This is a genomic window from Paenibacillus sp. FSL K6-1217, assembly GCF_045040735.1.
Lineage (GTDB): Bacteria > Bacillota > Bacilli > Paenibacillales > Paenibacillaceae > Paenibacillus_AQ.
The window spans coordinates 1,162,389-1,186,626 of the sequence record NZ_CP150271.1 but is presented as its reverse complement, the minus strand read 5'-3'; the positions used below and the strand labels follow the sequence as shown (position 1 = coordinate 1,186,626).

Genomic DNA, 24,238 nt, shown 5'->3' with positions numbered 1-24,238 from the left:
TGCGGTTCTGTCTGCGCTTCAGTGACCAGGAAGCCGTCTTTCAGCGTAAAAATCCGCTGCATCTGTTCAGCCACCTTGTATTCATGGGTAACGACAATGAAGGTCGTCTTCATCGTACGGTTCAGGTTGAGCAGAATGCCGATAATCTCTTCCTCGGTCTTGGAATCCAGATTCCCCGTCGGTTCATCGGCGAAGATGACCGACGGCTCTGTAATCAGCGACCGGGCGATACTGACCCGCTGCTGCTGTCCGCCTGAGAGCTGCGAGGGGAAGAGATCCGCCTTGTCGGGAATCCCCACCTGCTCCAGCAGCGCCAGCGCCTTCGCCTTACGGGCCCTGGGCGAGACCGACTGGAAGACCAGCGGCAGCTCCACGTTCTCACGGACCGTTAAGCTGGTAATCAGCTCGTACGCCTGAAAGATAAATCCGATATTCTTACGGCGGAACTCGGCAAGCTTATTCTCACCCATTTTTACAATGTCCTGATCGGCAATGTAGATATGACCTTCCGTCGGCTTCATCAGGCCGGCCATCAGATTGAGCAGCGTTGACTTACCGGAGCCTGAACTGCCCAGCAGTGCAACCATTTCTCCCTTTTTGACAGCGAAATTGATTTTATGAAGAACGGAGGTCCATTCATTACCGCTTTTGTACGAATGCGTAATCTCTTCAACACGCAACATGGAAGCTGCTCCTTTTTTGAAAATACAAGAATGTTTTAGTTGAGTGAATGGCGATCATTCCTCTGTCTTGTTCGGAACCACATTAGTGACTCCGAAGGCCTGGCTGCCCAGCAACAGACGTTCACCCTGGAACTCATCATAGAAGGCTAACTTATAAGCGCCGCCGTCCATCGTCTTGTATACAGGTCTGCTTAGGGAGAAGGAGTACTGGTTGTTCGTCCCTTCAATCAGATCTGTACCCAGTGTAAGGACCTTCTCGGTAGCGATGCCGAACGGATCGGTAATCTGCAGGATCAGCTTATGTTCAAGGGCACCTGCATCATACAGATTATCCTTCCTCAAGCTGTAGTTCATAGTGATATCCAGGGTATCCGATGACTTCATCCGCTTGCCTTCAGAGGTCAGAACAGAAATCGTATAAGGATATACTACCGTTGCTTCCAGCGTATTCTTCGGTACATTAGCCTGCGGATTCAGCTGGAGCGCTGCCACATTGACGAACCCGGTCGCTTCCTCCTTGGCCTCGATCAGCTTGCCTTCTTTGATACCGGCACCGAGGTAGAGCGAGACATCCGTGATGTCCGTAGCCTTAGGCACCTTGGCCCATAGGACCACGAGCTGCTTGGCTCCCGGTGACGCGCTGTTCTCCGACTGGCTGGTGCCCGCTTCGAAATACTGGCCGTCCTTGGTCTTATAATAAGCCTGAAGACGGGCCATTTTGCTCTGTCTTTTCTCCTCGCTGCTCAGATAGAGCTCTGTGTACACCAGATTGTGGCTCTCTCCTTGATAGATCGTTGTCCGGTTCTCTTGTACACTTGCCGTTTTGCCTTTGCCGCTGATCGTGTAGCTCTTGCCCTTCTCGATGGTCGGAATACTGTTAATCGAGTTATTGACGCTAATATCAAGGAACGGAACGGTCTCTGTATTCTGTGTGCCGTTCAGGGCGATCCGCATATCCCTGAATTCTGAGGTATAGGCGATTTTGCCAAGTACATACAGCTCCACCGACTTCCCTGGCGCCAACACCGAAGTATCCTTATTGTCAATATACAGTTCCGTAGTCACGGGCAGGTTTTCTTTATCCAGCTTAATGGTACCCTTCAGCTCAGGCAGTGTAAGGGACACGTTCTGGGTATTGGTGATTCTCAGTCTGGCCGCTAAGATGTCATCATCTCTCCAAGGATAACGCTGCAGAGATTGAATGCTGTACGAGAAGGAGCCGTATGAATTCGTGGTCAGATACTCCTGGCCGGACGTTACTTCCGTACGAAGGGCGTAGGGAATGACGAAGTAGGCTACCGGGAAAATCATTTTGGCAGTCGGTGTTGCCGGTGTTGCAGGTGTTGCAGGCGGCTGTGTGCCGGTATTCCCTGTTGTCTCACCGCCGGTTCCGTTAGATTCGGGTACACTTGCACTCTCTGCGCCTACCGATTCTATCATCATCAGCTGAAGTCCGGACTGTTCGACTTCAAGCGGTACGCGGACCGTAAGCGGTACGATTTTGGTCTCAAGCGGTTTGAGGGTTATTCCGCTGATGCCTTTGGAGTTCACCGGATATACCTTGCCCTTCACCGATTTGACCGCCAGGTCGTAGCTTGGCAAGGTAACCGCCTTGTTGCCGGTGTTCTTGAGCTGCATCTGGAACGTCCATACCGCATCGGCATCCTGTGAATACACATTGGCGTTGCGGAGCAGCGTGTCTACGGTATTGTTGTTCACTGTAATCTTTTTGACTACCCCGTTGCCGACTACAAGATTAGGCGAGCTTGCTGCGGGCAGCTTATATGAGGATTTGGCCAGCTCCAGCTTCGTGGTCTCATCCCGCTGCGTGAATTGCAGCTTCATATTATCTGTTTTGAGGTAGGCCGGGATTTCGGTAATATAATAAATGCTCCGCTTCTCCTGTGGCTGAATATTGTAATCCGCCTGTGTGCCGCTCAGCGCCAGCGCGAAGGAGGTGCCGCTTGCAGAGACCAGATACGCCGAATAGCCCGGATCACTGAGGACTTTATTCCCCTTGTTGGTCAGACTGACCCCAACTTTGGCATAGACCTTGCCGCTGTATTTATAGAGCTGGAGAGAGTCTGCAGTGGCCGCGACGGGGATGTCATTCATGGCTGTATTCAGGCTTGTACCCACCGGAGCCGTAGTAGAATAATTCGCAGGCACTCCAAAAGAACCCGTCTGCTTCAGATATCCCTTCGTCTTGGCATCCCAGACAAGCATGGAGATTTTGATCCCCTGCAAGGAAGAGGTTTGTCCCACATTTACGTAGTAGGTCACACTGAGGGTTTCTTTGGCGCCGACCTTCTTCTTCAGAGCATCTGCACCCAGGGGATTACCCGGAAGCACTGAGCCCCCCGGAGTGACCACGCGTGAGAAATAATGCATCAGACTCGCACTTGAGTTGCCGGAATTCGTATATTTAAGCGTGTAGGACAAGATGTTCCCGCCGGGTTGGCTCCATATGTTGATATTCTCCAGTACTGCGCTCACTCCGGCACCCATGGGAACGGTATTGAACTTGAAGGCCGCCGGAGCGGATACTGCGGGGGACTTCGCCGCCGGGGCTGCATGTGCAGCAGGCGCAGTGATGCTGCCTGCCACTTGGCCGGCAACCAGTGAACTCACCAGCAGCGCAGCATATGTAACTCTATACTTTCTCATTTATTTCCCTCCAGATGTATTTACTAGCAATAGTATAGTTGCTGGGCGCGTGGAATTTGTATCCACTTTGTAACCCTTTGCTGCCATTTGTAACTTTCTGTCACACAACCAAGACTATCGCGGCGAGAATCCTGCCATAAATGTAACAAACTTTCTTGATACTAGGTCCTAAAACACCTTGATTCTATGAGTTGAAGGAACGTCTATATTGGTTCGGCGGCATCCCTTCGAGCTGTCTGAACACCTTGATGAAATAACTGGATTGCTGGAATCCGCTCTGCAGGGCAATTTGTGCAACAGACAGCTTCGTGGAGGCCAGCAGCAGCTTGGCGCGGGCCATCCGGCAATCGCTCAAATACCGGTTCGGCGTCTTGCCCATAATGCTGCGGAACAGGCGAAGGAAATGGTAGCTGCTGTAACCGGCAAGACTGGCCATCGACTCCAGTGTCCAGGGCCGCTCACACTCACTGTAGATCCTGTCGGCGGTAAGCCGGATGGAATGCCGGATCTCCAGCGGAACGGAGCCGTGGAGCGGCTCGGAGTTCTGCATTAGCGTAACCAGAATCTCATAGAGCAGCGTAGAGAGGCGCGGTTCACTCCGGGTCTCATAGCCTGCGCTGAGCCGGTACATCTCCTCGAAGAGCGCTTCATAACCGGTGCCGGGATCGAAGGTGAAGAAGTAGCCGCGCGACTGATCCGCCTCCTCCAGCATAGGCAGGGGGAGCGCCGTAGCGAAGTGCATCCAGCGTACATCCCAGGCGGCTCCGGGATCAGAACCGTACTGCTGATAAGCCCCCCTGGGAAAAAGAAACCCGCTGCCCCGCCTCATCGAAATCCGCTCTCCGCCCTGAAATACATACCCTTCTCCCCCATAAACCATGTGGAGATTATAGCTGTTCAGGAACCCCTCGCTTCTGCGCTCTGCATGCTCCGGGAACTCGCTGTAATGTCCCAGCATCTCCGGATAACAGACATAATGGGCATAAGCGGGCTGCGGCAGAACCCAGTGCTTTCTCATGTGTCTCTCCTCCTGCCCTGCGCTTAATCAAGCACGCAATATAATGATATAATCGCAATATTCTGTTATATAAGTGGATACACTGCTGATAATACAATAGATTGGTAGCTTAAATAAAGCATATTTTTACACTTGGAGGTTAAGATGAAGAAACCTGTTGCAGCAGAACGATTTGAACTGGGCGTCTGCTATTATCCCGAGCACTGGCCTGAATCCATGTGGGCTGACGATTACCGCCGTATGGTTGAAACCGGATTCACCATTGTACGTCTGGCTGAGTTCGCCTGGTCCATTTTTGAACCGGAAGAAGGCGTGTTCCAATATGACCTGTTTGACCGTGCGGTCGACATGGCCCACAGCCACGGGCTGAAGGTTATCCTGGGGACGCCTACGGCCACCCCGCCCGCTTGGCTTACAGAGAAATATCCTGAGGCCTTGAATGTTACTTATGAAGGTGTGACGCTACAGCACGGCATGCGCCGCCATTACAATTACAGCAGTCCCAAATACCGCGAGCTCTGTGAGCGAATCGTAACCAAGCTCGCCGAACATTACGGCAATCATCCGGGCGTCGTCGGCTGGCAGATTGACAACGAGCTAAACTGTGAGATCAATGTATTCTACTCGGAGAGTGATCATCACGCCTTCCGCCTCTGGCTGCAGGAGAAGTATGTCACCTTGGATAAGCTTAATCAGGCTTGGGGCACCGTGTTCTGGAATCAGACCTATACGAGCTGGTCACAGGTCTGCCTCACCCGGCCGACCCCTTCACCGAACCAGCCGAACCCGCACCAGGCTCTGGACGAGAAGCGCTTCATCTCTGATAACACGATCCACTTCGCCAAAATCCAGGCAGATATCCTCCGGGAATTGGCCCCTGACCAGTGGGTGACCACGAACGGTCTGTTCGGACATCTGGACAGCCATGAGCTGAACGATGAGCTGCTGGACTTCTTCAGCTACGACTCGTATCCGCAATTCTCCACCATCGGCTTCGATCCGGCAGAGGTGAACCCGATGCTGGACCGCGGCTGGGGATTGTCCCTGTCGGCCGTGCGTTCAATCAGCAGCAACTTCTGTGTCATGGAACAGCAATCCGGCCCCGGGGGCTGGGTTAACCGGCTGGACATGCCTTCACCGAAGCCGGGACAGATGCGGCTGTGGACCTACCAGTCAGTCGCCCACGGCGCTGACATGCTGCTCTATTTCCGCTGGCGGACCGCCACGATGGGCAATGAGATCTATTGGCACGGCTTGAACGACTACCATAACCAGCCTAACCGGCGGGTAAGGGAAGCCGAGCAGATCGGCCAGGAGCTGGAAAGGATCGGACAGCAGTTCATCGGCAGCCGGACGCAGGCGAACGTTGCCATCGTGCGTGACTATGACAATGAGTGGGACGGGGAGTATGATGTCTGGCACGGCCCGTTCATGTGGCAGAGCAACAAGGAATGGTTCAAGGCTCTACAGCGCAAGCATATTCCGAACGACGTTCTGTATATGCGAAGCAATACAACGCTTGCGGAGCTTGCCCGTTATGAGGTGCTGGTCTATCCGCATCCGGCGATTATGACGGACGATACGGCGGCCCTGCTGGATCAGTATGTGCAGCAAGGCGGAAAGCTGGTGTTCGGCTGCCGTACAGGCTATAAGGATATTACCGGACAATGTTACATGCGGCCTTTTCCCGGTGCGGCTCAGGAACTGTGCGGGGTAACCGTTGAAGAATTCACGCTGGTCAAAGGAACACGCAAGCCTACCTCCATCCGCTGGAATCATGATCCTGAGGCGCTGACCGGTGCAGATGCCTTCAATGACATCCTGCATGTGGAAGCGGACAGTGTCCAGGTGATGGGAACCTATGCAACTGATTACTATGCCGGCAAACCGGCAGTAACCCGCAATACCCGCGGCAAAGGGGAAGTGTGGTATTACGGGGCCGTATTCAATGAGCCTGCTGTGCTGCAGATGCTAGGCAGCCTGGGTCTGTCCTCTCCGTCCGCAGACTGGGCGGAGCTGCCGCCAGAGGTTGAATTACAGATTCGTTCCACTGGGGAAGATGCGTCCTCCGGGGTCGCCTTCCTGCTCAACTATAGCGAAGAACCGGCACAGATTGTGCTTAAGGCTCCCAAGACAGATCTCTTAAGCGGCCAGACCCTGTCGGGCAGCTATACGATGGAAGGGTTCGGCGTACTCGTCTTGAAATAACCAAGAACTCCAAAAGGGTTCCGCTGCCGCAGATCGCTCTGTGGAGGGCGGAACCCTTTTACAATTACAGCACATATTCCCTTGCAATTCGCTGTGAATTATTAGATATTAATACAATGTATTTATTATCGGCCTTAGTAGAGCATCCGAGGTAATTCTGTGAATAGGGTCGAATTCCGGAGGTTCCGTAAAACGAAACTACACCGGCCGGAAGAGTGGGTTCCTAACGGACCTGAGAGACCCTATCCCCAGTCAAACGCCACTTTTTGCGGTTTAACGGACTGAGGAGCCCTTATCGTCTCTCTACGAGAGGTTTAGGAGTAGAAATTCCATGAATAAGCTCCATGAGGTCCATTACATGCCCAAGTGGTGACTTTATACCAGAATAAGCGCACCTCAGTCCGTTACGTTAGGCCAACCGTCCCTAGTGGACAAATCTCGTCTTCATCTGGGAATGACACCTGTAGGGGGACTCCACTCCTATACTCATTCAGGTATGATAGCGCCCCATCCACTAGTTTAAATCTGACGCTGTACTTGTCGTCGTTATTCCATTACCCAGAAGGAGCATGCCCATGAAGCCTGAATCCATTCATCAGGAGCCGCTATCCGGTGGCAGCCTGGTTACAGATAGCCCAAGTGTGCCGGAGAGCAGCGATACGTTCTGGCAAGGGTTCAAGGACTGCCTCCCTACTCTGCTCGGTTACCTGAGCATCGGGTTCGCCGCAGGCGTTGTGGAGAAAACAGCGGGGCTGACCCTGGCCGAAATCGCCATGATCTCCATCATACTGTACGCCGGTTCCGCCCAGTTCATTGCCGCAGGCATGATTGCCGCCGGGAGCAGCGCCTCCGGTATTGTCATTACGATTCTGCTGGTTAACCTGCGTCATCTGCTGTTAAGCGCAGCATTGTCGCCGTACTTCCGGCATCTGACCCCGCTGCGCAACCTGCTGATCGGCTCACTGCTCACAGATGAGACCTTCGGCGTAGCCATTCAGAAGAGTGCCGCAAGGAAGCAGATCAGCGAGAGATGGATGCACGGCCTGAATATTACCGCTTATCTCAACTGGTTCCTGGCCAATATCGCCGGCGCTATTCTCGGCCAATGGATATCCAGCCCCGAGAAGTGGGGACTGGATTTCGCCTTGCCAGCCATGTTCATCGGGCTGCTGGTCTTGACCATTATGGGACGGCGCAAGTATAGACTGGATATTACAGTCGGCATAGCGGCAGTCATTGTCGCCGTGCTCGTCTCCGTGCTGTGGTCTCCCAGCATGGGCGTTATAGCTGCGGCGCTGGTAGCCTCAACGATTGGAGTAGTGATGGAACAATGGAAATAAGACTCGATATTGCTGTAATCATTCTCGGAGCTGCTCTCGTCACCTTCATTCCGCGTGTCCTTCCGCTGATGCTGCTGAGCCGGATCTCGATCCCGGAATGGGGCATGCGCTGGCTGAGCTATGTGCCGATTGCAGTCATGGCTGCACTGGTTGCCCAAGAGCTGCTTGTAACCGGCGGCAGGTTCGCAGCCCTGTCCACCAATGTGGAGCTAATCGCTGCTCTGCCTACCTTCTGGATAGCCGTCAAGACCCGCAGCCTGCTGGCCACTGTATTGACTGGTATTGTGACGCTGATGCTGCTGCGCCTGCTGTTCGGAGCCTGACCCTGGGTAATTCTTACGATCACATTCGGTTCAGGCTACGGTTGCTAACCCTGCCTATCCTCCAGTTGCAATATCCTCTTAATGAAACTGCCTATATTTCCGATGGCCTGCTGAGCTTCCGGAAGTATGGCAGCCATCAGCTGAAAGACGCACCACATGTTCTCCCAGATCTGGAGCTCTACAGCTTCAACTGCTCCTTAAGCGATGCCGCCTCAGCGTCAGTAAGTTCAGGCAGCTCCTCCTCGGTATATCGGGCCTTATGATATAGGCCGAGCAGGCGGCTGTGGACTGTTTGATCGCTGCCGGGGTGCTTGATCGAACGTTTCCGGCCTTGCGACCAGGCGGCTACATCGGCGGCTGTCTCCTGCGGGGTCAGGTAAGGCTTCACCTCATACCCTTCCGTATGTCTGGCCCGCAGCCAGTGCCGGTAGAGCCAGCGGATACGCTCGCGGCTTCCGTCCATCCCCTCCCAGCGGTCCCGGCGGCTGGCTGGTGTCAGCTTGGAGCGCACGTATTGTCGGAAATCCTGAACCGTCTGCTCCCAGTTGAACAGGCTGGTCTCCTCATCCTGATACCCACCAGCCGCGGGAGTCTCTCTACGCAGCAGGGACAACAGCCTGTCCATCACTCTGCGCAGGATACCTCCTGTATTTCTGTATAACCAACGCAGGATAAAATAGAGTACCGCAAGAATAGCTGCCGCTCCTAGAATATAGAAGCCAATATTCAGAATCATCGACAGCAAGCCCGGTTCACCCGGCTCCGCTGCGGGCATGGGAGGGATGGCCTCAGGCGGTGCCTCTGCTGGCGGGGTCTCCTCGGAACCGGAGGATAACCGGCTGAGCCAGGCGAAGAATGCCCGCGTCATATTCCATAGCAGCATTCCTACTGCCTTGCCGCCCCCCGCTGCAAGCAGTGCTGCCAGAATAATGAAACCGACCACGAACATCCGGTTATGTCGCCGAAGTCCTTGTGGCAAATTTCCTGCACCGCCGTTCAAGGAGCTATAACGCAGGTGGGTACTGTTCGTAGCCAGCAGTGCCAGGATCAGACACAAGCTGCCGCTCCAGGTGAGCACCGCTGCACTCGGTTGGAGACCGGGTATGCGCGAGAAGACAATCGAAGCGACAAAATAAAGTATAATCCCGCTGATATACAGCCACAGCCGGTTCACCCGTGTGGCTGCCGTCATACCAAGGAAGACAGACACTGCCGCTCCGGCTGCCAGCGGAAGCCCCATAAGTGTCAGCGTACCGGTTAATGCAACTGCAATAGCTCCGAGAACCAGCGAAGCCAGCAGCTGCTTCCAGCGTCGGTTGCATATCTTCCGCAGCAGCACACCGGCTGCGGCCAGTACTGGCAGCAGATAGATCCAGCGCAGCGCCTCGGCCTCGGGCTGGAAATAAGTCTGGAGTACCAGCCATACGGGGAGCAGCAGCAGCCATTCGATGAGGGCTGACATCCATATGGCGAAGTTTTCTTTGAAGGCATCCGGGATTCGGGAATTCATAGCTCACCGCCCCCTTCTGCCGGAATATCCAGCCATTCTACACCGTTCCCGAGGAAGCTTAACCCTGAGGCAGCCAGCTGCAGCTCTGCCCCCCGGTGGCAGGTAATGATCAGATAATCCATATCTCCCTCACCCTTATCCGCTTCAATCTCCATCAGCCTGCTCATAGGCACGGTCCGGTCCAGATTCAGTCTGGCCAGCAGGCCAAGGAACTCCTCTGTATGGGCTATGGACCAGGTGTCCACCGAATCTCTCGCCCCGCTGCCGTCCAGTCTTCCATTGCTGAGCAGCCGGACCTCAATACCGTGGCTGATCGCATACTCGGCTACAGTCGCCGCATAGCGGATACCCAGCTCTATGCGCTGCACATCGGTAACCGTTCTCCACATGGACTCACTGGTCTCCACGTTCAGGCAGATGACCAGCCGGGAATCGGCGGTGTAATCCTTTTGATGCACCTGCATCATTCCCGTCCGGGCTGTTGCTTTCCAGTTAATGCTCGCCAGGGAATCCCCGGCGCTGTATTCTCTTGTACCGGCGGTCAGGAACGGATCTTCGACAATCCAGCGCTTGACCGGCAGCTCGCCAAGCCAGCTATGAACAGGCAACGGAAGGTCATGAAAACGCAGCAGCCCGGGATAGACCAGCAGCTCCAGATGAAGCGGGAAGGTCTTGGCGCTGCGGCTCAGTCCGAACAGATCGCCGGTAGTCATGGTTGCCGTCTCCAGGACGAACAGCCCCCGCTCCCTGCAAGTGATATTATGGCGCCGTTTGATATGACGGTAAGACCTCAGGAAGAACAGGCTGACATGATTCTGTGAAATCTCTCCGCTGCTGATGCCTAGATTCTCCTGGTTATCGAATTCCAGCCCCTTGGCTATGCTCGATTCCAGCCGCAGCCAAGGCAGCGGCAGCAGCTTCTTGTTCATAATCTCCTCAACCATCTCTACCTGTTCACCGGCGTACACCGCTTTGGCAGAGAAGTAACGGGTATAGGTGACCTTCTTCAGTGCATTCCGGTCATAGACCAGCGAGATCAGGACCAGCAGGATGAACGTGCTTGCAATGAACCACGGCAGCGACATGGATCACTCCACCCTTCCGCCCCTGGACAGGACCGCAGGCTCAGCCGGCACCTCAATCTCACGCAACACCTGAAGCACGACCTCTGCCGACTGGCCTTCGCGGACTCCGGGACCGCGCTGGAGAATCAGCCGGTGCGCCAGCACTGGAACCGCAACCTCTTTGATATCATCCGGGATACAGTAGCTTCTGCCCTGAATCAGTGCGTATCCCTGCGAGGCGCGCAGCAGGGCGAAGGCTGCCCGGGGGCTTGCTCCCAGCCGCACCGCCGGGGAGGTGCGGGTGGCTTCGACTACGCGCATCATATAAGCGAGCAGCTCGTCACTGACGGCAACCTCCGCAGCCAGGCGCTGAATGTCCTGAATCTGCCGGGCCGTGGCCACCGCAGCGGTATCCTCCAGCGGGTTATCCTGGCGGAATCTCTGGAGGATATGTACCCCTTCCTCAAAGGTCGGATACCCGCTGGTAATCCGCATCAGGAACCGGTCCAGCTGTGCTTCCGGCAGCGGAAAGGTCCCCTGGCTGTCCACCGGATTCTGCGTAGCAATAACCAGGAACGGCCGCTCCAGCCCATGCGTCACGCCGTCAATCGTAATTTGCCGCTCCTCCATACATTCAAGCAGACTCGACTGGGTACGGGGCGTGGCCCGGTTGATCTCATCCGCTAGCAGAATGCTGGCAAATACCGGGCCGGGGCGGAATTGAAATTCGCCGGTCTTCTGATTATAGTAATTGATGCCGCTTAAGTCGGACGGCAGCAGGTCGGGCGTGAACTGAATCCGCTTGAACGTGCAGTCCAGGGAACGGGCCAGTGTTTTGGCGAGCAGTGTCTTTCCGGTGCCGGGCACATCCTCCAGCAGCACATGACCATTCGCCAGCAAAGCGGTCAGCAGCAGATTCACACCGCTCTCTTTGCCCACAATGACTTTGGCCAGATTACTTCGGATCGATTCAATTAGAGCGGTTGCCTCTTGGAGATTCATGAATAATAACACCATCCTATTCCAAAAAAAGGTATGTACATATAAACTAATCATACCAGAAAGCGTCTACATTATATAATACCGAGTATTCCAAGCTGTGACGCACAAATAAGGAGCCGGATAACGGCTCCTACACAATTCACTATTATGATATGATGCCCGGGCTAAAAGCCCATCACCGGATGTGGCACATACGGCTCCTCAAGCCGGCGGATTTCCTCCTGAGTGAGGGTAACCGATACCGCTGCGGCGGCATCCTCCAGATGGCTCATCCGGGTTGCTCCGACAATCGGTGCTGTAACAGGCTTCTTCTGTAACACCCAGGCCAGTGCCACCTGTGCACGGGGAATCTCCCGCTGCTCCGCAATCTCCTTCAGCCGCAGGGCCACCAGCCGGTCCGCTTCCTCCGTCTGTGAATACAGCAGCTTACCGAACTGATCGCTCTCCGAGCGGGTGCTTGTCTCCTGCCAGTCCCGGGTCAGGCGGCCGCGGGCCAGCGGACTCCAGGGAATGACGCCGATCCCTTCTGCGGCGCACAGCGGCAGCATTTCCCGCTCCTCCTCCCGGTACAGCAGATTCACATAGTTCTGCATCGATACGAACCGGGTCCAGCCATGGCGCTCTGCCGTATGCAGTGCCTTGAGGAATTGCCACGCAGGCATGGAAGAAGCACCGATATAGCGGGCTTTGCCCGCTTTTACCACATCATGCAGGGCTTCCATCGTCTCTTCAACCGGCGTGGACGGGTCCCAGCGGTGAATCTGATACAGGTCCACATAATCTGTACCCAGCCGCTTCAGGCTGTGATCGATTTCGCTCAGGATGGCTTTGCGCGACAGTCCTCCCCCATTGGGGCCGGGCCGCATGCGCCCGTGCACCTTGGTGGCCAGCACGATCTCGTCACGGGAGGCGAACTCCTTGAGGGCCCGTCCGACAATCTCTTCACTGGTCCCATCCGAATAGATATTAGCCGTGTCGAAGAAATTAATGCCCAGCTCCAGCGCTTTGCGGATGAACGGCCGGCTCTCCTGCTCATTCAGCGACCAGGGATGACTCCCGCGCTCCGGTACCCCATAGCTCATACACCCCAGGCAGATCCGTGATACATCCAGTCCGGTCGTCCCCAGCTTCACATAGTCCATAATCGGCAGCATCCTCCTTGTAGTAGAAGTAGATCCTATGAAATCGATTATAGTATACCTCTACAGCGCCCGAATGGAAAATCTCCCCGATGCCCCTTAGGACAATGGCTGTTAGTTCTGGATAAAAGGCTTCAGCTTCTGCAGCAGCTCCTGTAATTGCTCTGAACAATTTCCGTACATCTGCTTCGCCGCCTTATTCTTCGTAGACAGGCCGAACAGCTCCAGATCGGCTTCGCATTTCTTCAGCAGCGCATAGAGCTGCGGTTTATCCTGCGGCTGCGGAACCTTCACATTGTCGGCATAGAGATCCACGGTAAGCTCACCGTAAGAGTCCACCTGGCCGAGGAAGACATCCTTCACGGTCAGATTCAGCTTTTCCAGCTCGGTCTGCAGCCACTTCCGGGACAGATTCAGCGTATCCAGAGGCTCGTCCAGAATCTCACCATCCATAATCACAGCGAGCGTCTCTTTCTCCGGGGCCACCTTTATCCCCAGATCCTTAGGGGTGAAGGGCTGATTCTCCTTGGTCAAAAGCACGTTAATCGCACCATCCGACTCCATAATCGCAAATTCCACATCGGCCACCTTGAAGACATCCTTTTTGCGCAATTCCTCCAGCAGCTCATCGACGCTCAGACGCTCTTTTTTCATATTATTCTCCAGAATCTTGCCGTCCTTAATCAGCACCGTCGATTTGAAGTCAATGAAATCCCGGGCCTTCTTACTCTTAATCTGCAGATATTCGATTCCCAGCGAGCAGGCAACCCACACGCCTAAGGCAATCAGGCCCAAATGCCAGGTCTTATCCGTGTCCAGTGAGATATACGCCGCCAAGCTCCCCACCGTAATTCCCGTAATATATTCAAAAAAAGACAGCTGCGAAACCTGCCGTTTACCGAGTATCTTGGTTAGAAAAAACATTACGACCACTGCAAACAAGGTTCGCAGGACAACCTCCAGTGCTTCCGGCATTCGAATAACCCCCCTGTATTGTGATATTTCATGCTCTGTGTGCTCAGACATTCTGCTTCAGTATTTGTCAAACCAGGGGGGATTTAACCATAAGATTTCCTGCCGGTTCTTCATGTGCTTTCGTGGCTGGAGTGATTTTCCAGAATAGGAGCTGCGGGAATGCAGATACTAGAATCCGTGGATTATGATCCATTTCTATGATATGGAGGAGGGAACACCGATGACTGTCGCTTCACAAGTCAAGACCTGCGTAGCTTCGCTGAAGAGCGCCCAGGCCAGCCTGGAGCAATTCGCCATGGAGACACAGAATGAGGAAGCCAAGACCCTGTTCACCAATGCCGCCGAGCAGACCCAGCAGATCGTTCAGCAGGTGGAAGGCCGCGTAACCGAACTGGAAAAAGAAGAACCGCAATACCGGGGCTTCTAGCCCGGGCTTACCGAATGAAGGACTGGCTGATCTTAGCGTAGCGAATGGAGCTGCGGGGATCAGCCTTTTTGTCAGGAGGAGATGTTATATGTTATCGCTTAACGGCATCCACAATCAGCGAGACAAAACCTAACCTTCCCTCTGTATTGCGGTGGTCAAAGCGTCTGGAACGGTAGATAAACCCTCCGCCCTCATCCCAGTGGTTATAATGAAACTGCCCGGATTCATCGCAATATTCCAGCAGGTTCACCTGATATCCGGCGGCTATGAACATGCTGCGAAGTGTAGTGTAAGTATGTACAATACGGTGGGACGCCGCCGGATGATCCAGGGGGCCCGGCCCCCCGACCTGTACTATTCTCTGATAAGCTTCATCCGGGAAATACCCATCCGGCACAGCACAGCGGATATACCCCCCAGGTGCCAGATAAGGATAGCAAATTCTTGCCGCCTGTATCCCCTCCTCATACGTCAAATGCTCCCAGACATGCTCCGCAAGGATTGCTTGTATGGAGCTATCCTTGAACCTGACGGCCCACTGTTCTTCTTGCAAAAGATTAAGCTCCCTCTCCTCCGTATGCAGCCATCCCTGGTTATGCCGACTTCCGCCGCTGCCAATTACAACTTTTAACTTCTCATCCATCGCGATTCCCCCTTTTTGTTACATCCACTATCTGGTATTTATTCTAAGCTTCATTACACAGATCTGGAATGCAGCGATGTGAGGAGGATATGGAGTTATGTGACTTTCATTGCCGTCCAGCAAGAGGAAAAAAATCCAACTAATTCCGCTCCACAGTAGCCGGACCTCACCTCCCGTGCTAACATACTCAATCTGTGTTTGGTTTTTCGCATACTTCGGCCATGTACTTCGCAGCAGCATAATGTATCTGTGTTAACACGCCTACGGCAAAAAAGCAGCCTCCCGGCTGCCCTCCTGCTACCTCTATCCTGCTAACATTCCCGTTTCAACTCTTACTCTATCTCCTACTCTAAATCCCCGCCAACTCAGCGCCCTCTATGAATTCGGCAATATTCAGCTTGCGGCCAGTCCGCGCACTCTCCAGAGCACCCAGCACCATGGCCATGCTGTAGCGGTTATCGCGGCAATCCGTCTCGGCCGGACGGCCTTCTGCCAGCGAACGGAACATTTCATCGAGGCAGCCCTGGTGGAAGGTCTCCTCCATCAGTACCTCCGGCGCTTCGATCCGTTCGAATTCATGGAGGAACTGGCCGGAGTGTTCACTCCCGGCACTAATCACCTCGGCATACGGCAGATCCCGGCCATCCCAGATCGCAGCGCCCTTTTCACCTTGCACCCGCCAAGAGGCTTCCCAAGATGTAGGCGCGCCTTCCGCACACCAGGAGCCCTGATAACAGTACACGGAGCCGTCCGACATTTCAAAAATACAGACCGCCGCCGCATTCCCTGCATACCATGATCCCGGCGGATTGAACTCCTGGCAATACACACTTACCGGATCAGCACCGGTAATGTAGCGGGCCTGATCGAAAGTGTGGATCGCCATGTCGAGCAGCAAAGGGCTGTCCATCGCATCCCGGAATCCGCCGAAATGCGGAGCCAGAAAGAAATTCGCGCTGATTGAGCCTGTCCGCCCTATCGTTCCAGACGTTATCAGCTCCCGCAACGAGCGGATGCGCGGATCATACCGGCGGTTCTGCATCACCGCATGGCTCCTGCCGGTACGTTCAGCGATGCTGACGATCGAGTTGCACTGCTCCATCGTCTCCGCCAGCGGCTTCTCCGCGAACACATGGCAACCGGCCTCAAGTGCACTGCTGGCAACATTGTAATGGCTGGCCGGCACCGTCACATCGAATACCAGATTAGCCGCTGTATCGGCAATCGCCTGTTCCACATCAGTAAATACCGGGCAAGTAAGCCCGTGTCTTTCTGCCATAGCCTCAGCGGACTCCCGCCGGATATCCACGAGCGCTACAATCTCTATTCCATCAGCATGCTTCAGTGCATAGGTGATCCATTCATTGGCCATAGCCCCGCAGCCCGCCACAACCACACGATGTCCTGCTGTCATCACTCTCTCCTCCAAGTTACACCGGGTTCGGGATGAAGCTGCCACCCCGGCAGGTTTTGAGATAATTCAGTGCATGGACCTGCCCGGTCATCTCCAGGTCGTCACGGTAGACAGGGTCATGCCAGCCTTCAATATCGATCGTTCCTTTATATCCAGCCTGACGGAGAATCGAGATTACATCGGTCCAGTTCGTATCCCCGAAGCCCGGCGTCCGGTGCCACACATAAGGCTTAGGCCCGTGGATTCCGTATTCCTTGATAATATCCCAAGCGATGGTTGCATCCTTACCGTGCACATGGAAGATCTTGTCCGTCCATTTGCGCAGCTGCGGAATCGGGTCAATCAGCTGCACCATCTGGTGGCAGGGCTCCCATTCCAGGCCGAGATTATCAGCATTCACCGCGTTGAACATTTTCTCCCAGGCTGTAGGGTTATGTGCAATATTCCAGTCCCCAGCCCGCCAGTTCCCGTCCATCGAGCAATTCTCAAAAGCGATCTTGACCCCGCGCTCCCCCGCCCGCTTCGACAATTCACCGAAGACCTCAGCGAACTTCGGAATCGACTCATCTATAGATACGCCGGGCAGACGTCCGGTGAAGCCGGAGACCAGATCCGTACCGAACAAATGGGCATGGTCGATCAGCCGTTCCCAGCTGGCTACCGTATCCGAATTATCTCCTGTCCCTGTAAGCGGATTCCCGAATATGCCGACTGAAGAAATGATGAAGTCATGCTCCGCAGCCAGTTCACGCACCCGTGCCGCTGTCTCTGCCAAATCAGTAGTCCCTGTAGTCTGCCAAAAAGTTAAACTGAAGGATTCGAATCCATGTCCAACAATCTGCGGAATGACTCTGACCGCATCCCCGCCTCCAACCAGTGTTCCGATTCTTAATGTATCCTGCATCTTGTATGCCACTCCAATATTGGTTTATAGTTAATTCAACATTCCTAGTATATCGCTCATTTTGGGCAAAATCTCTACTTATCTTGTGCTAAACTAGCTGAATCTTGCGGGAGTTGAACCAAGCATGACCTATCCGAAGGAACTTAAGGAATATCCCAGGCTGGAAGAGAAAACATATCCGTTCCGTCTGTTCTTCAACACCTGCCGGGACGTATCGCCTGAGCAGAACATCCTGTTCCTGCACTGGCACGAGCATTTCGAGATCATCATTATGCGCGAAGGACAGGCCATTTTTCATGTGGACAGCAAGCCTTATGAAGCCGGGCCGGGGGATGTCATTATAGTGCCGTCCGGCGGGCTTCATGTGGGCTACAGCCAGTGCAGTGGGGACCTGTCCTATGTCTCTATTGTGTTCCATGCCTCGCTGTTCAAGGACCGGAACCAGGATTCCCAGCATGAGCAATTTGTAGCTCCTTATCTCAACAATCTGAATCAGTTCCCGGTTATGCCTGCGTCGCAGAATCCCGAGTGCGCCATGTACTATCCGTTGCTGGAACGGATCATCCGCGAGGTGGAGGCCAAGGAGCCTGCCTTCCAGCTTGTCGTGAAGAATCAGCTTCACCTGTTCTTCACCCTGCTCTCCCGCGCCTTCCCGGCACGGCAGCGCAGCGAGCGGGAGCACAGCGAACGCCATTCAATCTACCGGGAGCGCTTCAAGCCGCTGCTGGAACACCTGGAGAACCACACGGATCAGAAGATGTCGATTGAGGCTGCTGCCAAGTTCGTGAATCTGAACCCTTTTCATTTCTGCAAAACCTTCAAGAAGCTCACCGGGCGGACGTTCATCGATTATGTGAATTTCTGCCGAATGGATGAGGCACAGCGCCTGCTGCTGGAGACGGGCCTGACGATTACCGAGATCTCAGGCCGGGTCGGCTGCGACAATCCGAATTACTTCACCAAGCTGTACAAGCAGTACAAGGGTCTGACCCCTTCCCAGGCACGAAAGCAGGAGTAAACCCAAGTGGGAGCTCCGGCCGACCATCAGGCTTACGTGGCGTGCACAGTCCAATTGTGATCGGTTTTTCGGCTATATTTGGCTCGCACGCCTTCCCGGCCTGTCCGGCAGCAGCCAAAAAACACCGCTGGCCACTCAGCAGCCAGCGGTGTTTCTCAATCTTCAGCTCACATCTCGGATATGGGAACCCAGCGCCGCTGCTCAATCGAACGGTCGACCGCTTCCAGCACCGCCTGGCATTTCACGCCATCGTTGAAGTTCGGCTCCGGCTGGCGGCCTTCCTCAATGGCATTCGACAGCTCCAGCATCTCGTGAATGAACGTATGCTCGAATCCGATCGTATGGCCCGGCGGCCACCAGGCTTCCGCATAATCATGGGACGGATCGGTGGCGAGCACACGGCGGAAGCCCTGCACATCCTCGTCATCCGAGGTCAGATAGACCTCCAGCTCATTCATCCGTTCAAAATCAAACTTCACACTGCCCAGGCTGCCGTTAATCTCGAAAGAGTTAGTCGAGCGGTGTCCGGCGGCGAAGCGTGTCGCCTCGAAGCTGCCCAATGCACCACCCGCGAACTTCGCCAGGAACAAGGTCGCATCGTCCACGGTTACCGGACCGCGCGGCGCATCCTTGCCTGCCTTGGCACTGAGACCGGTCATCTCCGTAGCCAGCGGACGCTCCTTGACGAAGGTCTCGCTCATGCCGATGACCTCCTGCACATCTCCGACCAGGAAATGAGCCAGATCGATCAGATGCGCCCCCAGATCACCATGCGATCCCGAGCCTGCAATCTCCTTCTGAAGTCTCCAGACCAGCGGGAATTCCGGGTCAAGAATCCAGTCCTGCAGGAACCACGCGCGGAAATGATAAATTGTGCCCAACCGTCCGCTCTCGATCAGACGCTTCGCCAGACGCACCGCCGGGGAGAAGCGGTAGTTGAAGCCAATCATATGGGCAATGCCTGCGGCTTCCGCAGCCGCAAGCATCTCGCGGGAATCCTCCAGATTCAGCGCCAGCGGCTTCTCGCAGAAGATATGCTTGCCTGCGGCCGCGGCCGCCAGAGCAATCTCTTTATGAGCATCGCTTGGCGCATTAATATCAACCAGATCAATATCCTCGCGGGCGATCAGCTCTTTCCAGTCGGTCACACTCTCCGACCAGCCAAGCTGTGCTGCCGCTTCTTGTACAGCTTCCTCATTGCGTCCGCAGATGACCGACATTTGCGGCTTGACGGCCTTGGGGAAGAACATCGGCAGACTGCGGTAAGCGTTGCTGTGGGCCTTGCCCATGAATTTATAACCTATCATTCCAATGCGCAGCTGTTTCATTTGGTGCCTCCTCACTGAATAGACTACTCAATGTACACGCATACATTTTCTCATTCAGGCTGCGCTTAAGTCAAATCCCTTATTGCCGGACATTCTGAACTGCCTTACATAACCTCCAGCAAAAAAACGCCCCTGCTGCCAAAAGGCAGCAAGGGACGCTTTATGTCTATAGCAGTATCATTATCATTAACTGCCCATGTTGTAGAACTTAGCAAGCCCGCCCTCTGAAGTTTCGCGGTAACGGCTGTTCATATCGATGCCAGTCTCGTACATGGTCTGTACAACCAGATCAAAGGATATTTTACGGGTACCAGACAAGAACTTAGCCAGACTCAGCGCATTGATCGCCCGCATCGCACCGACAGCGTTCCGCTCAATGCAAGGGATCTGCACCAGTCCGTTAATCGGATCACAGGTTAACCCCAAGTGGTGCTCCATCGCCACCTCCGCCGCATACTCAATCTGGTCAATCTCCATCCCGGACAGTTCAGCCAGTGCAGCCGCTGCCATAGAGCAAGCTGTGCCCACCTCCGCCTGGCAGCCGCACTGAGCGCCGCTGATCGAGGCGTTATGCTTGACCAGATTGCCAATGAGCCCGCCGACGGCCAGTGCCCGGAGAATCCGTTCATCCGGGACCTGCAGCTTCTCCTGCATATAACGGAGCGAGGCGGGCACAACACCGCAGGCCCCGCAGGTTGGAGCCGTTACGACCGTGCCGGCGGCCGCATTCTGTTCGTTGACGGCAAAAGCGTACGCGCTGACGATCCGGTTTTCCCGAGTCTCCGGGCTCTCATCCTCAGTCCCCTGATGATACAGATATTTCGCCTTGCGTTCGACATTCAGACCACCCTCCAGAATGCCTGTGACAGACAGCCCTTCGTCGATCGACCGCTTCATCGCTTCCCAGATGCCTTGGAGGAACTCCCAGATCGATGTGCCTTCACGCTGCTCAACGTAATCGCTTAGGCGGATATGATTCGCTTTACAATAGGCGCTAATCTCGGCAAAGCTGTTCTCCGGGTAGACATCAGGTCCCCGCGTCTCCTCCCGCCCATCAATCACGATCTCCCCGCCGCCGATACTGGCAACACGCATGGAGGCTGTTTGCTGACCGTCTTGGTAAGCAAACAAATCCATTGTATTGGGATGAGGCAGATCAAAGTCAGGCTGTGGAACAAATTGAACCTCCGTCCGGACTGGATAGAGTGCCCGAATAATGGCCTTGTCCGTCATATGGCCTTTGCCTGTTTTGGCAAGAGAACCATAGATCAACGCTTTGAACTGGTCTGCGTCTTCATTTTCTGCTTTGAAGATTCCGGCCGCCTTCTCCGGCCCCATGGTATGGGAGCTGGACGGTCCGCTGCCAATCTTAAATAGCTCAGTCAACGATCTCATAGCACCCTCATCCCTTCTAAGTTGTCTTTGGCTTAAGATTTCCTCCTGCGGCCTGATCAGGCTTATTACCCATTTCTCTGAAAACGTTCCTTGAGCTTCATCAGCCGCTCATGAATCCCCTCTTCATCAATAGCCATGTCAACCAATTGGTGAGTAAGCTGGAGACCCTGATTCTCTGCAAAAGCTTGTTTCCACGGGTGCGACACAATTGAATGCGTAAGATGTCTTGTAGAGAGGGGTGCCTGCATGATCTTTTCTGCCAGCTCCCATGCCCGTGGAAGAAGCAGTTCATGAGGCAGCACCTCACTGACCAAACCGAGATCTAATGCCTCTTGAGCATTAATGTTCAACCCCGTGTATGCATAGTATGCCGCTTTCTTGGTTCCCAGTATCCTTTGAAGGGCCAGAACGATTCCATCTCCAGGCGGTACACCGCCCAGATAATGGGCATCGAAGAACGCTGTGTCTTCCGTACAAATGGTAATATCACAAAGTGTTCCCAGTTGCCAGTGTGCGCCTGTGCCATTGACCGCCCCGATCGTGGGGATGTCAAGGCAATGAACCATATTTTCAATCATTCGGAGTGATTCATGGTACATTTCCAGCTTCCGGCGATTCGGCCAATCCATGAATTTCGTATTCCAGACCTCAGGATTGCCTGTCTGCCACAGCTCTCCTGTCCCTGTAAGGATCATGACCTCATTCTCAGGATCACGGCCAATATCTGACCATACATGACCATATGCCGCTTGAACCGGCCAGTCGAATTGTAAAGGTCCCCCGTCAGTGTGCATACGCACTTCGAGGATACCGCCGCGGCGGGTCATGAGGAATAAGTCCTTGTACTTCTCCGAGTATTCTTCGAGCCGGGTAGGTCCCGTCATCTTTCTATTGAACATCGTTGCCCATCAGGCGTCCCTGCATTTTCTTCAGCCGCTCCAGCGCTCCTTCTTCATCAATGGCCATGTCGTACATCTGGTGGGCAAGCTGGAATCCCTGATCGGCGACCAGAGCCTGCTTCCATGGCCGGGAGATAATGGAGTGAGACAGATGTCTCGTTGAACGCGGTGCCTGCATGATCATCTCCGCAAGCTCCCAAGCGCGTGGAAGAAGCTTTTCGCGGGGCAGCACTTCACTGACAATACCCAGATCCAAGGCGGTCTGACCATTGATATTCTTGCCGGTGTAGGCGTAATAGGCTGCTTTTTTGAAACCGATCATGCTCTGCAGTGTAAGCAGCATTCCATCTCCCGGAGGCGTGCCTCCCAGATAATGCGGATCGAAAAAGTCAGCGTCTTCCGTACAAATGGTAATATCACAGAGCGTTGCGAGTTCACAGTGCGTTCCCGGCCCGTTGACCGCCCCGATAGTCGGAATGTCAATGCAGAAGATCAGATTCTCAAGCAGTCTCAGTGATTCATGATACTGTTCGAGCTTCTTTTGCTTCGGCCAATCCATGAATTTCGTATTCCAGACCTCAGGATCGCCAATCAACCATTTATCCCCGGTTCCCGTAATAATCATGACTTCGTTCTCAGGGTCACGGCCAATATCTGACCAGGCATGAGACCAGGCGGTATGGGCTTCCCAATTGTGCTTGTACGAACCTCCGTCCGTGTGAAGACGTACTTCAAGGATTCCGTCACGGCGGGTCATTAACAGGAATTCCTTGTATTTCTCCGAATACTCTTCGAATTTGGTGGGTCCAATCATACGTCTCTCTGTCATTGTAATTCCTCCTAAGTTTGGTTTAGAGCTTAACTGTTACTTTCAAGCCAGTCTCTGGCAAAAGCTGCGTAAGCCGCAGCCCCTCTATGAAGCACCTCATCCGAGAACATCGTCTTAGGATGGTGTACAGGGTAACTATAGCCTTCTTCGGCATTGCCTGCGTTAAGAAACACTGTGGTACTTGGCACCGCCTGTGAGACAAAGGCGAAGTCTTCCGAGCCCATTAATTTGCCGCCGGGTACCAGCTCAGTTATACCGATATAGGAGCCGGCCCCAAAGGTATTTGCAATCGAAGCCCTCATTTGCTCATTAAGTCCGCCATCCGTTTTCACTTCAGGACAACCCCGCGTATAGATCACTTCCATTTTTGCCTGAAAAGTATCTCCGATCCCTGCGGTAATTGCGCGGATACGGGCTTCCACTTTATCCCGCAATGCGGTGTTAAATGTGCGCACGCTGCCTTTCAATCTGGCCGTATCGGGAATCACGTTGTTCGTAGTTCCGCCTTCCATCACGCCTATGGTAAGCACTGCATTATCAATCGGCGAAATTTCCCGGCTGAGGATGCCCTGCAGTGCCAGATGTAGATGAGCAGCCACATTTAAGGGGTCCACTGCGGCCTCGGGCATAGCGCCATGTGAGCCTCTCCCCCGGATGATGATTTCGAACCAATCCGAAGAAGCAGAGATCGCTCCACCTTCCTCAGGCACTACAAATTGTCCGACAGGAAGCGGCATTCCGGTCAACACATGAAGCATCATGGCGGCATCCACCTTGGGATTGCCCAAAATTCCATGCTCTAGCATCATATTTGCCCCGTGCAGCGTCTCCTCACCCGGCTGGAACATAAGCTTAACCGTCCCGCGAAGCTGCGCTTCATTAGCCTTTAGGATCTCTGCAGCTCCCAGCAGCATGGAAGTATGCATGTCATGCCCACAGGCGTGCATATTTCCATTCAACGACGCGTAAGAAAGCTCCGTTTCCTCCGAAATGGGCAAAGCGTCCATATCCGCACGGATCAGAACCACCTTCCCTTCCTGCCGTCCGCCAATCGTAACGGTTAGCCCTGATTCCCCTACAGGAACGGGATTAAGCCCCATCGACTCCAACTTCTCTTTTACGTAGGCCGTGGTTCTGGGCAAACTTAAATCAAGCTCTGGAATCGTATGAAGATGATGCCTGTACGTGACCATTTTGTCCTGCAACTGCTGGGCCATACTCATTAAGTCTCCAGCTTCTCCAATCACAATGAACATCTCCCGCAACATAAATTAAATGAACGTTTAGTTAGAGTAAATCTTACCCCCTTTACATTTTAGGACTTTTTAAGAACACTTTCATCGTACTGGCATTTTCATTCGCTGTCAAGAGATATTAAGACATTTTAAGAACGTTATTTCAGCGGCTGCCGGAACATTGTAATATCACATTTATTGTGATATAACTCTTTTG

The 24,238-nt window shown here is 54.0% G+C and carries 20 protein-coding genes and 1 pseudogene; 5 read left to right on the top strand and 16 right to left on the bottom strand.

Annotation, left to right across the window (positions count from 1 at the left end; all coding sequences use genetic code 11):
- Nucleotides 1-17: 17 nt before the first annotated feature.
- The 3 genes and pseudogenes from MHH28_RS05065 to MHH28_RS05055 form a co-directional block, all read right to left on the bottom strand.
- Nucleotides 18-683, bottom strand: a pseudogene (locus MHH28_RS05065) (ABC transporter ATP-binding protein); the annotation flags it as partial.
- Nucleotides 684-737: 54 nt separating this feature from the next.
- Nucleotides 738-3,350: a hypothetical protein gene (locus tag MHH28_RS05060; RefSeq protein ID WP_405112635.1), complete on the bottom strand. Its 2,613-nt coding sequence runs from the start codon at nt 3,348-3,350 to the stop codon at nt 738-740.
- Between the two features lie 184 nt (nt 3,351-3,534).
- Nucleotides 3,535-4,368, bottom strand: coding sequence for an AraC family transcriptional regulator (locus MHH28_RS05055; RefSeq protein ID WP_405112633.1), 834 nt, complete (start codon nt 4,366-4,368; stop codon nt 3,535-3,537).
- 144 nt (nt 4,369-4,512) lie between these two features.
- Here MHH28_RS05055 and MHH28_RS05050 point away from each other — a divergent pair, with 144 nt between their 5' ends.
- The 3 genes from MHH28_RS05050 (at nt 4,513) to MHH28_RS05040 (ending at nt 8,239) form a co-directional block, all read left to right on the top strand.
- Nucleotides 4,513-6,576, top strand: coding sequence for a beta-galactosidase (locus tag MHH28_RS05050; protein ID WP_405112631.1), 2,064 nt, complete (start codon nt 4,513-4,515; stop codon nt 6,574-6,576).
- Between the two features lie 575 nt (nt 6,577-7,151).
- Nucleotides 7,152-7,916 (top strand): AzlC family ABC transporter permease, encoded by a 765-nt coding sequence (locus tag MHH28_RS05045; protein WP_405112629.1) that lies wholly within the window; start codon nt 7,152-7,154, stop codon nt 7,914-7,916.
- On the top strand, nt 7,907-8,239 hold the full coding sequence (locus MHH28_RS05040; protein ID WP_405112627.1) for an AzlD domain-containing protein: 333 nt from the start codon (nt 7,907-7,909) through the stop codon (nt 8,237-8,239). Before MHH28_RS05045 ends, MHH28_RS05040 begins: the two co-directional genes overlap by 10 nt.
- 178 nt (nt 8,240-8,417) lie before the next feature.
- Here MHH28_RS05040 and MHH28_RS05035 read toward each other — a convergent pair whose 3' ends face one another.
- The 5 genes from MHH28_RS05035 to MHH28_RS05015 all read right to left on the bottom strand — a co-directional run bounded on the left by MHH28_RS05035 (nt 8,418) and on the right by MHH28_RS05015 (nt 13,929).
- Nucleotides 8,418-9,749, bottom strand: coding sequence for a hypothetical protein (locus tag MHH28_RS05035; RefSeq protein WP_405112625.1), 1,332 nt, complete (start codon nt 9,747-9,749; stop codon nt 8,418-8,420).
- Nucleotides 9,746-10,834, bottom strand: coding sequence for a DUF58 domain-containing protein (locus MHH28_RS05030; protein WP_405112623.1), 1,089 nt, complete (start codon nt 10,832-10,834; stop codon nt 9,746-9,748). Before MHH28_RS05030 ends, MHH28_RS05035 begins: the two co-directional genes overlap by 4 nt.
- Before the next feature lie 3 nt (nt 10,835-10,837).
- The gene (locus tag MHH28_RS05025) at nt 10,838-11,815 is read right to left on the bottom strand and encodes an AAA family ATPase (RefSeq protein ID WP_405112620.1); all 978 of its coding nucleotides are present in this window, start codon (nt 11,813-11,815) and stop codon (nt 10,838-10,840) included.
- Between the two features lie 164 nt (nt 11,816-11,979).
- On the bottom strand, nt 11,980-12,957 hold the full coding sequence (locus MHH28_RS05020; RefSeq protein ID WP_405112617.1) for an aldo/keto reductase: 978 nt from the start codon (nt 12,955-12,957) through the stop codon (nt 11,980-11,982).
- Between the two features lie 111 nt (nt 12,958-13,068).
- The gene (locus MHH28_RS05015) at nt 13,069-13,929 is read right to left on the bottom strand and encodes a DUF421 domain-containing protein (protein ID WP_341186054.1); all 861 of its coding nucleotides are present in this window, start codon (nt 13,927-13,929) and stop codon (nt 13,069-13,071) included.
- Between the two features lie 220 nt (nt 13,930-14,149).
- On the opposite strand from MHH28_RS05015, the gene MHH28_RS05010 reads away from it, so the two are divergent.
- A complete protein-coding gene (locus MHH28_RS05010; RefSeq protein WP_036728736.1) occupies nt 14,150-14,356 on the top strand; it encodes a DUF1657 domain-containing protein in 207 nt (68 codons plus the stop codon).
- 91 nt (nt 14,357-14,447) lie between these two features.
- Here the strand turns inward: MHH28_RS05010 and MHH28_RS05005 are convergent, their stop codons facing one another.
- From MHH28_RS05005 to MHH28_RS04995, 3 genes are all read right to left on the bottom strand, one after another.
- Nucleotides 14,448-14,999: a class I SAM-dependent methyltransferase gene (locus MHH28_RS05005; RefSeq protein WP_405112612.1), complete on the bottom strand. Its 552-nt coding sequence runs from the start codon at nt 14,997-14,999 to the stop codon at nt 14,448-14,450.
- Nucleotides 15,000-15,348: 349 nt separating this feature from the next.
- Complete coding sequence (locus tag MHH28_RS05000) at nt 15,349-16,413, bottom strand: Gfo/Idh/MocA family protein (protein WP_405112609.1); 1,065 nt, start codon at nt 16,411-16,413, stop codon at nt 15,349-15,351.
- A gap of 16 nt (nt 16,414-16,429) precedes the next feature.
- Entirely contained in the window at nt 16,430-17,317 is an 888-nt protein-coding gene (locus tag MHH28_RS04995; protein WP_405112606.1) for a sugar phosphate isomerase/epimerase family protein, read from the bottom strand.
- 124 nt (nt 17,318-17,441) lie between these two features.
- Between MHH28_RS04995 and MHH28_RS04990 the strand changes: the two genes are divergently transcribed.
- Nucleotides 17,442-18,335 (top strand): helix-turn-helix domain-containing protein, encoded by an 894-nt coding sequence (locus MHH28_RS04990; RefSeq protein ID WP_405112603.1) that lies wholly within the window; start codon nt 17,442-17,444, stop codon nt 18,333-18,335.
- 167 nt (nt 18,336-18,502) lie between these two features.
- On the opposite strand, the gene MHH28_RS04985 is transcribed toward MHH28_RS04990, so the two are convergent.
- From MHH28_RS04985 to MHH28_RS04965, 5 genes are all read right to left on the bottom strand, one after another.
- On the bottom strand, nt 18,503-19,663 hold the full coding sequence (locus tag MHH28_RS04985) for a Gfo/Idh/MocA family protein (RefSeq protein WP_405112600.1): 1,161 nt from the start codon (nt 19,661-19,663) through the stop codon (nt 18,503-18,505).
- 186 nt (nt 19,664-19,849) lie between these two features.
- Nucleotides 19,850-21,058, bottom strand: coding sequence for an L-serine ammonia-lyase (locus tag MHH28_RS04980; protein ID WP_405112597.1), 1,209 nt, complete (start codon nt 21,056-21,058; stop codon nt 19,850-19,852).
- 65 nt (nt 21,059-21,123) lie between these two features.
- Nucleotides 21,124-21,957, bottom strand: a complete 834-nt coding sequence (locus tag MHH28_RS04975; protein ID WP_405112593.1) for an enoyl-CoA hydratase/isomerase family protein — start codon at nt 21,955-21,957, stop codon at nt 21,124-21,126.
- Entirely contained in the window at nt 21,947-22,786 is an 840-nt protein-coding gene (locus MHH28_RS04970; RefSeq protein ID WP_405112590.1) for an enoyl-CoA hydratase/isomerase family protein, read from the bottom strand. Before MHH28_RS04970 ends, MHH28_RS04975 begins: the two co-directional genes overlap by 11 nt.
- 29 nt (nt 22,787-22,815) lie before the next feature.
- On the bottom strand, nt 22,816-24,042 hold the full coding sequence (locus tag MHH28_RS04965; RefSeq protein ID WP_405116860.1) for a M20 family metallopeptidase: 1,227 nt from the start codon (nt 24,040-24,042) through the stop codon (nt 22,816-22,818).
- Nucleotides 24,043-24,238: the final 196 nt, after the last annotated feature.

Bases quoted from the DNA above. Each gene is read 5' to 3' on its own strand.
- MHH28_RS05060 (WP_405112635.1), bottom strand. From the start codon at position 3,350: ATGAGAAAGTATAGAGTTACATATGCTGCGCTGCTGGTGAGTTCACTG.
- MHH28_RS05055 (WP_405112633.1), bottom strand. From the start codon at position 4,368: ATGAGAAAGCACTGGGTTCTGCCGCAGCCCGCTTATGCCCATTATGTC.
- MHH28_RS05050 (WP_405112631.1), top strand. From the start codon at position 4,513: ATGAAGAAACCTGTTGCAGCAGAACGATTTGAACTGGGCGTCTGCTAT.
- MHH28_RS05045 (WP_405112629.1), top strand. From the start codon at position 7,152: ATGAAGCCTGAATCCATTCATCAGGAGCCGCTATCCGGTGGCAGCCTG.
- MHH28_RS05040 (WP_405112627.1), top strand. From the start codon at position 7,907: ATGGAAATAAGACTCGATATTGCTGTAATCATTCTCGGAGCTGCTCTC.
- MHH28_RS05035 (WP_405112625.1), bottom strand. From the start codon at position 9,749: ATGAATTCCCGAATCCCGGATGCCTTCAAAGAAAACTTCGCCATATGG.
- MHH28_RS05030 (WP_405112623.1), bottom strand. From the start codon at position 10,834: ATGTCGCTGCCGTGGTTCATTGCAAGCACGTTCATCCTGCTGGTCCTG.
- MHH28_RS05025 (WP_405112620.1), bottom strand. From the start codon at position 11,815: ATGAATCTCCAAGAGGCAACCGCTCTAATTGAATCGATCCGAAGTAAT.
- MHH28_RS05020 (WP_405112617.1), bottom strand. From the start codon at position 12,957: ATGGACTATGTGAAGCTGGGGACGACCGGACTGGATGTATCACGGATC.
- MHH28_RS05015 (WP_341186054.1), bottom strand. From the start codon at position 13,929: ATGCCGGAAGCACTGGAGGTTGTCCTGCGAACCTTGTTTGCAGTGGTC.
- MHH28_RS05010 (WP_036728736.1), top strand. From the start codon at position 14,150: ATGACTGTCGCTTCACAAGTCAAGACCTGCGTAGCTTCGCTGAAGAGC.
- MHH28_RS05005 (WP_405112612.1), bottom strand. From the start codon at position 14,999: ATGGATGAGAAGTTAAAAGTTGTAATTGGCAGCGGCGGAAGTCGGCAT.
- MHH28_RS05000 (WP_405112609.1), bottom strand. From the start codon at position 16,413: ATGACAGCAGGACATCGTGTGGTTGTGGCGGGCTGCGGGGCTATGGCC.
- MHH28_RS04995 (WP_405112606.1), bottom strand. From the start codon at position 17,317: ATGCAGGATACATTAAGAATCGGAACACTGGTTGGAGGCGGGGATGCG.
- MHH28_RS04990 (WP_405112603.1), top strand. From the start codon at position 17,442: ATGACCTATCCGAAGGAACTTAAGGAATATCCCAGGCTGGAAGAGAAA.
- MHH28_RS04985 (WP_405112600.1), bottom strand. From the start codon at position 19,663: ATGAAACAGCTGCGCATTGGAATGATAGGTTATAAATTCATGGGCAAG.
- MHH28_RS04980 (WP_405112597.1), bottom strand. From the start codon at position 21,058: ATGAGATCGTTGACTGAGCTATTTAAGATTGGCAGCGGACCGTCCAGC.
- MHH28_RS04975 (WP_405112593.1), bottom strand. From the start codon at position 21,957: ATGTTCAATAGAAAGATGACGGGACCTACCCGGCTCGAAGAATACTCG.
- MHH28_RS04970 (WP_405112590.1), bottom strand. From the start codon at position 22,786: ATGACAGAGAGACGTATGATTGGACCCACCAAATTCGAAGAGTATTCG.
- MHH28_RS04965 (WP_405116860.1), bottom strand. From the start codon at position 24,042: ATGTTCATTGTGATTGGAGAAGCTGGAGACTTAATGAGTATGGCCCAG.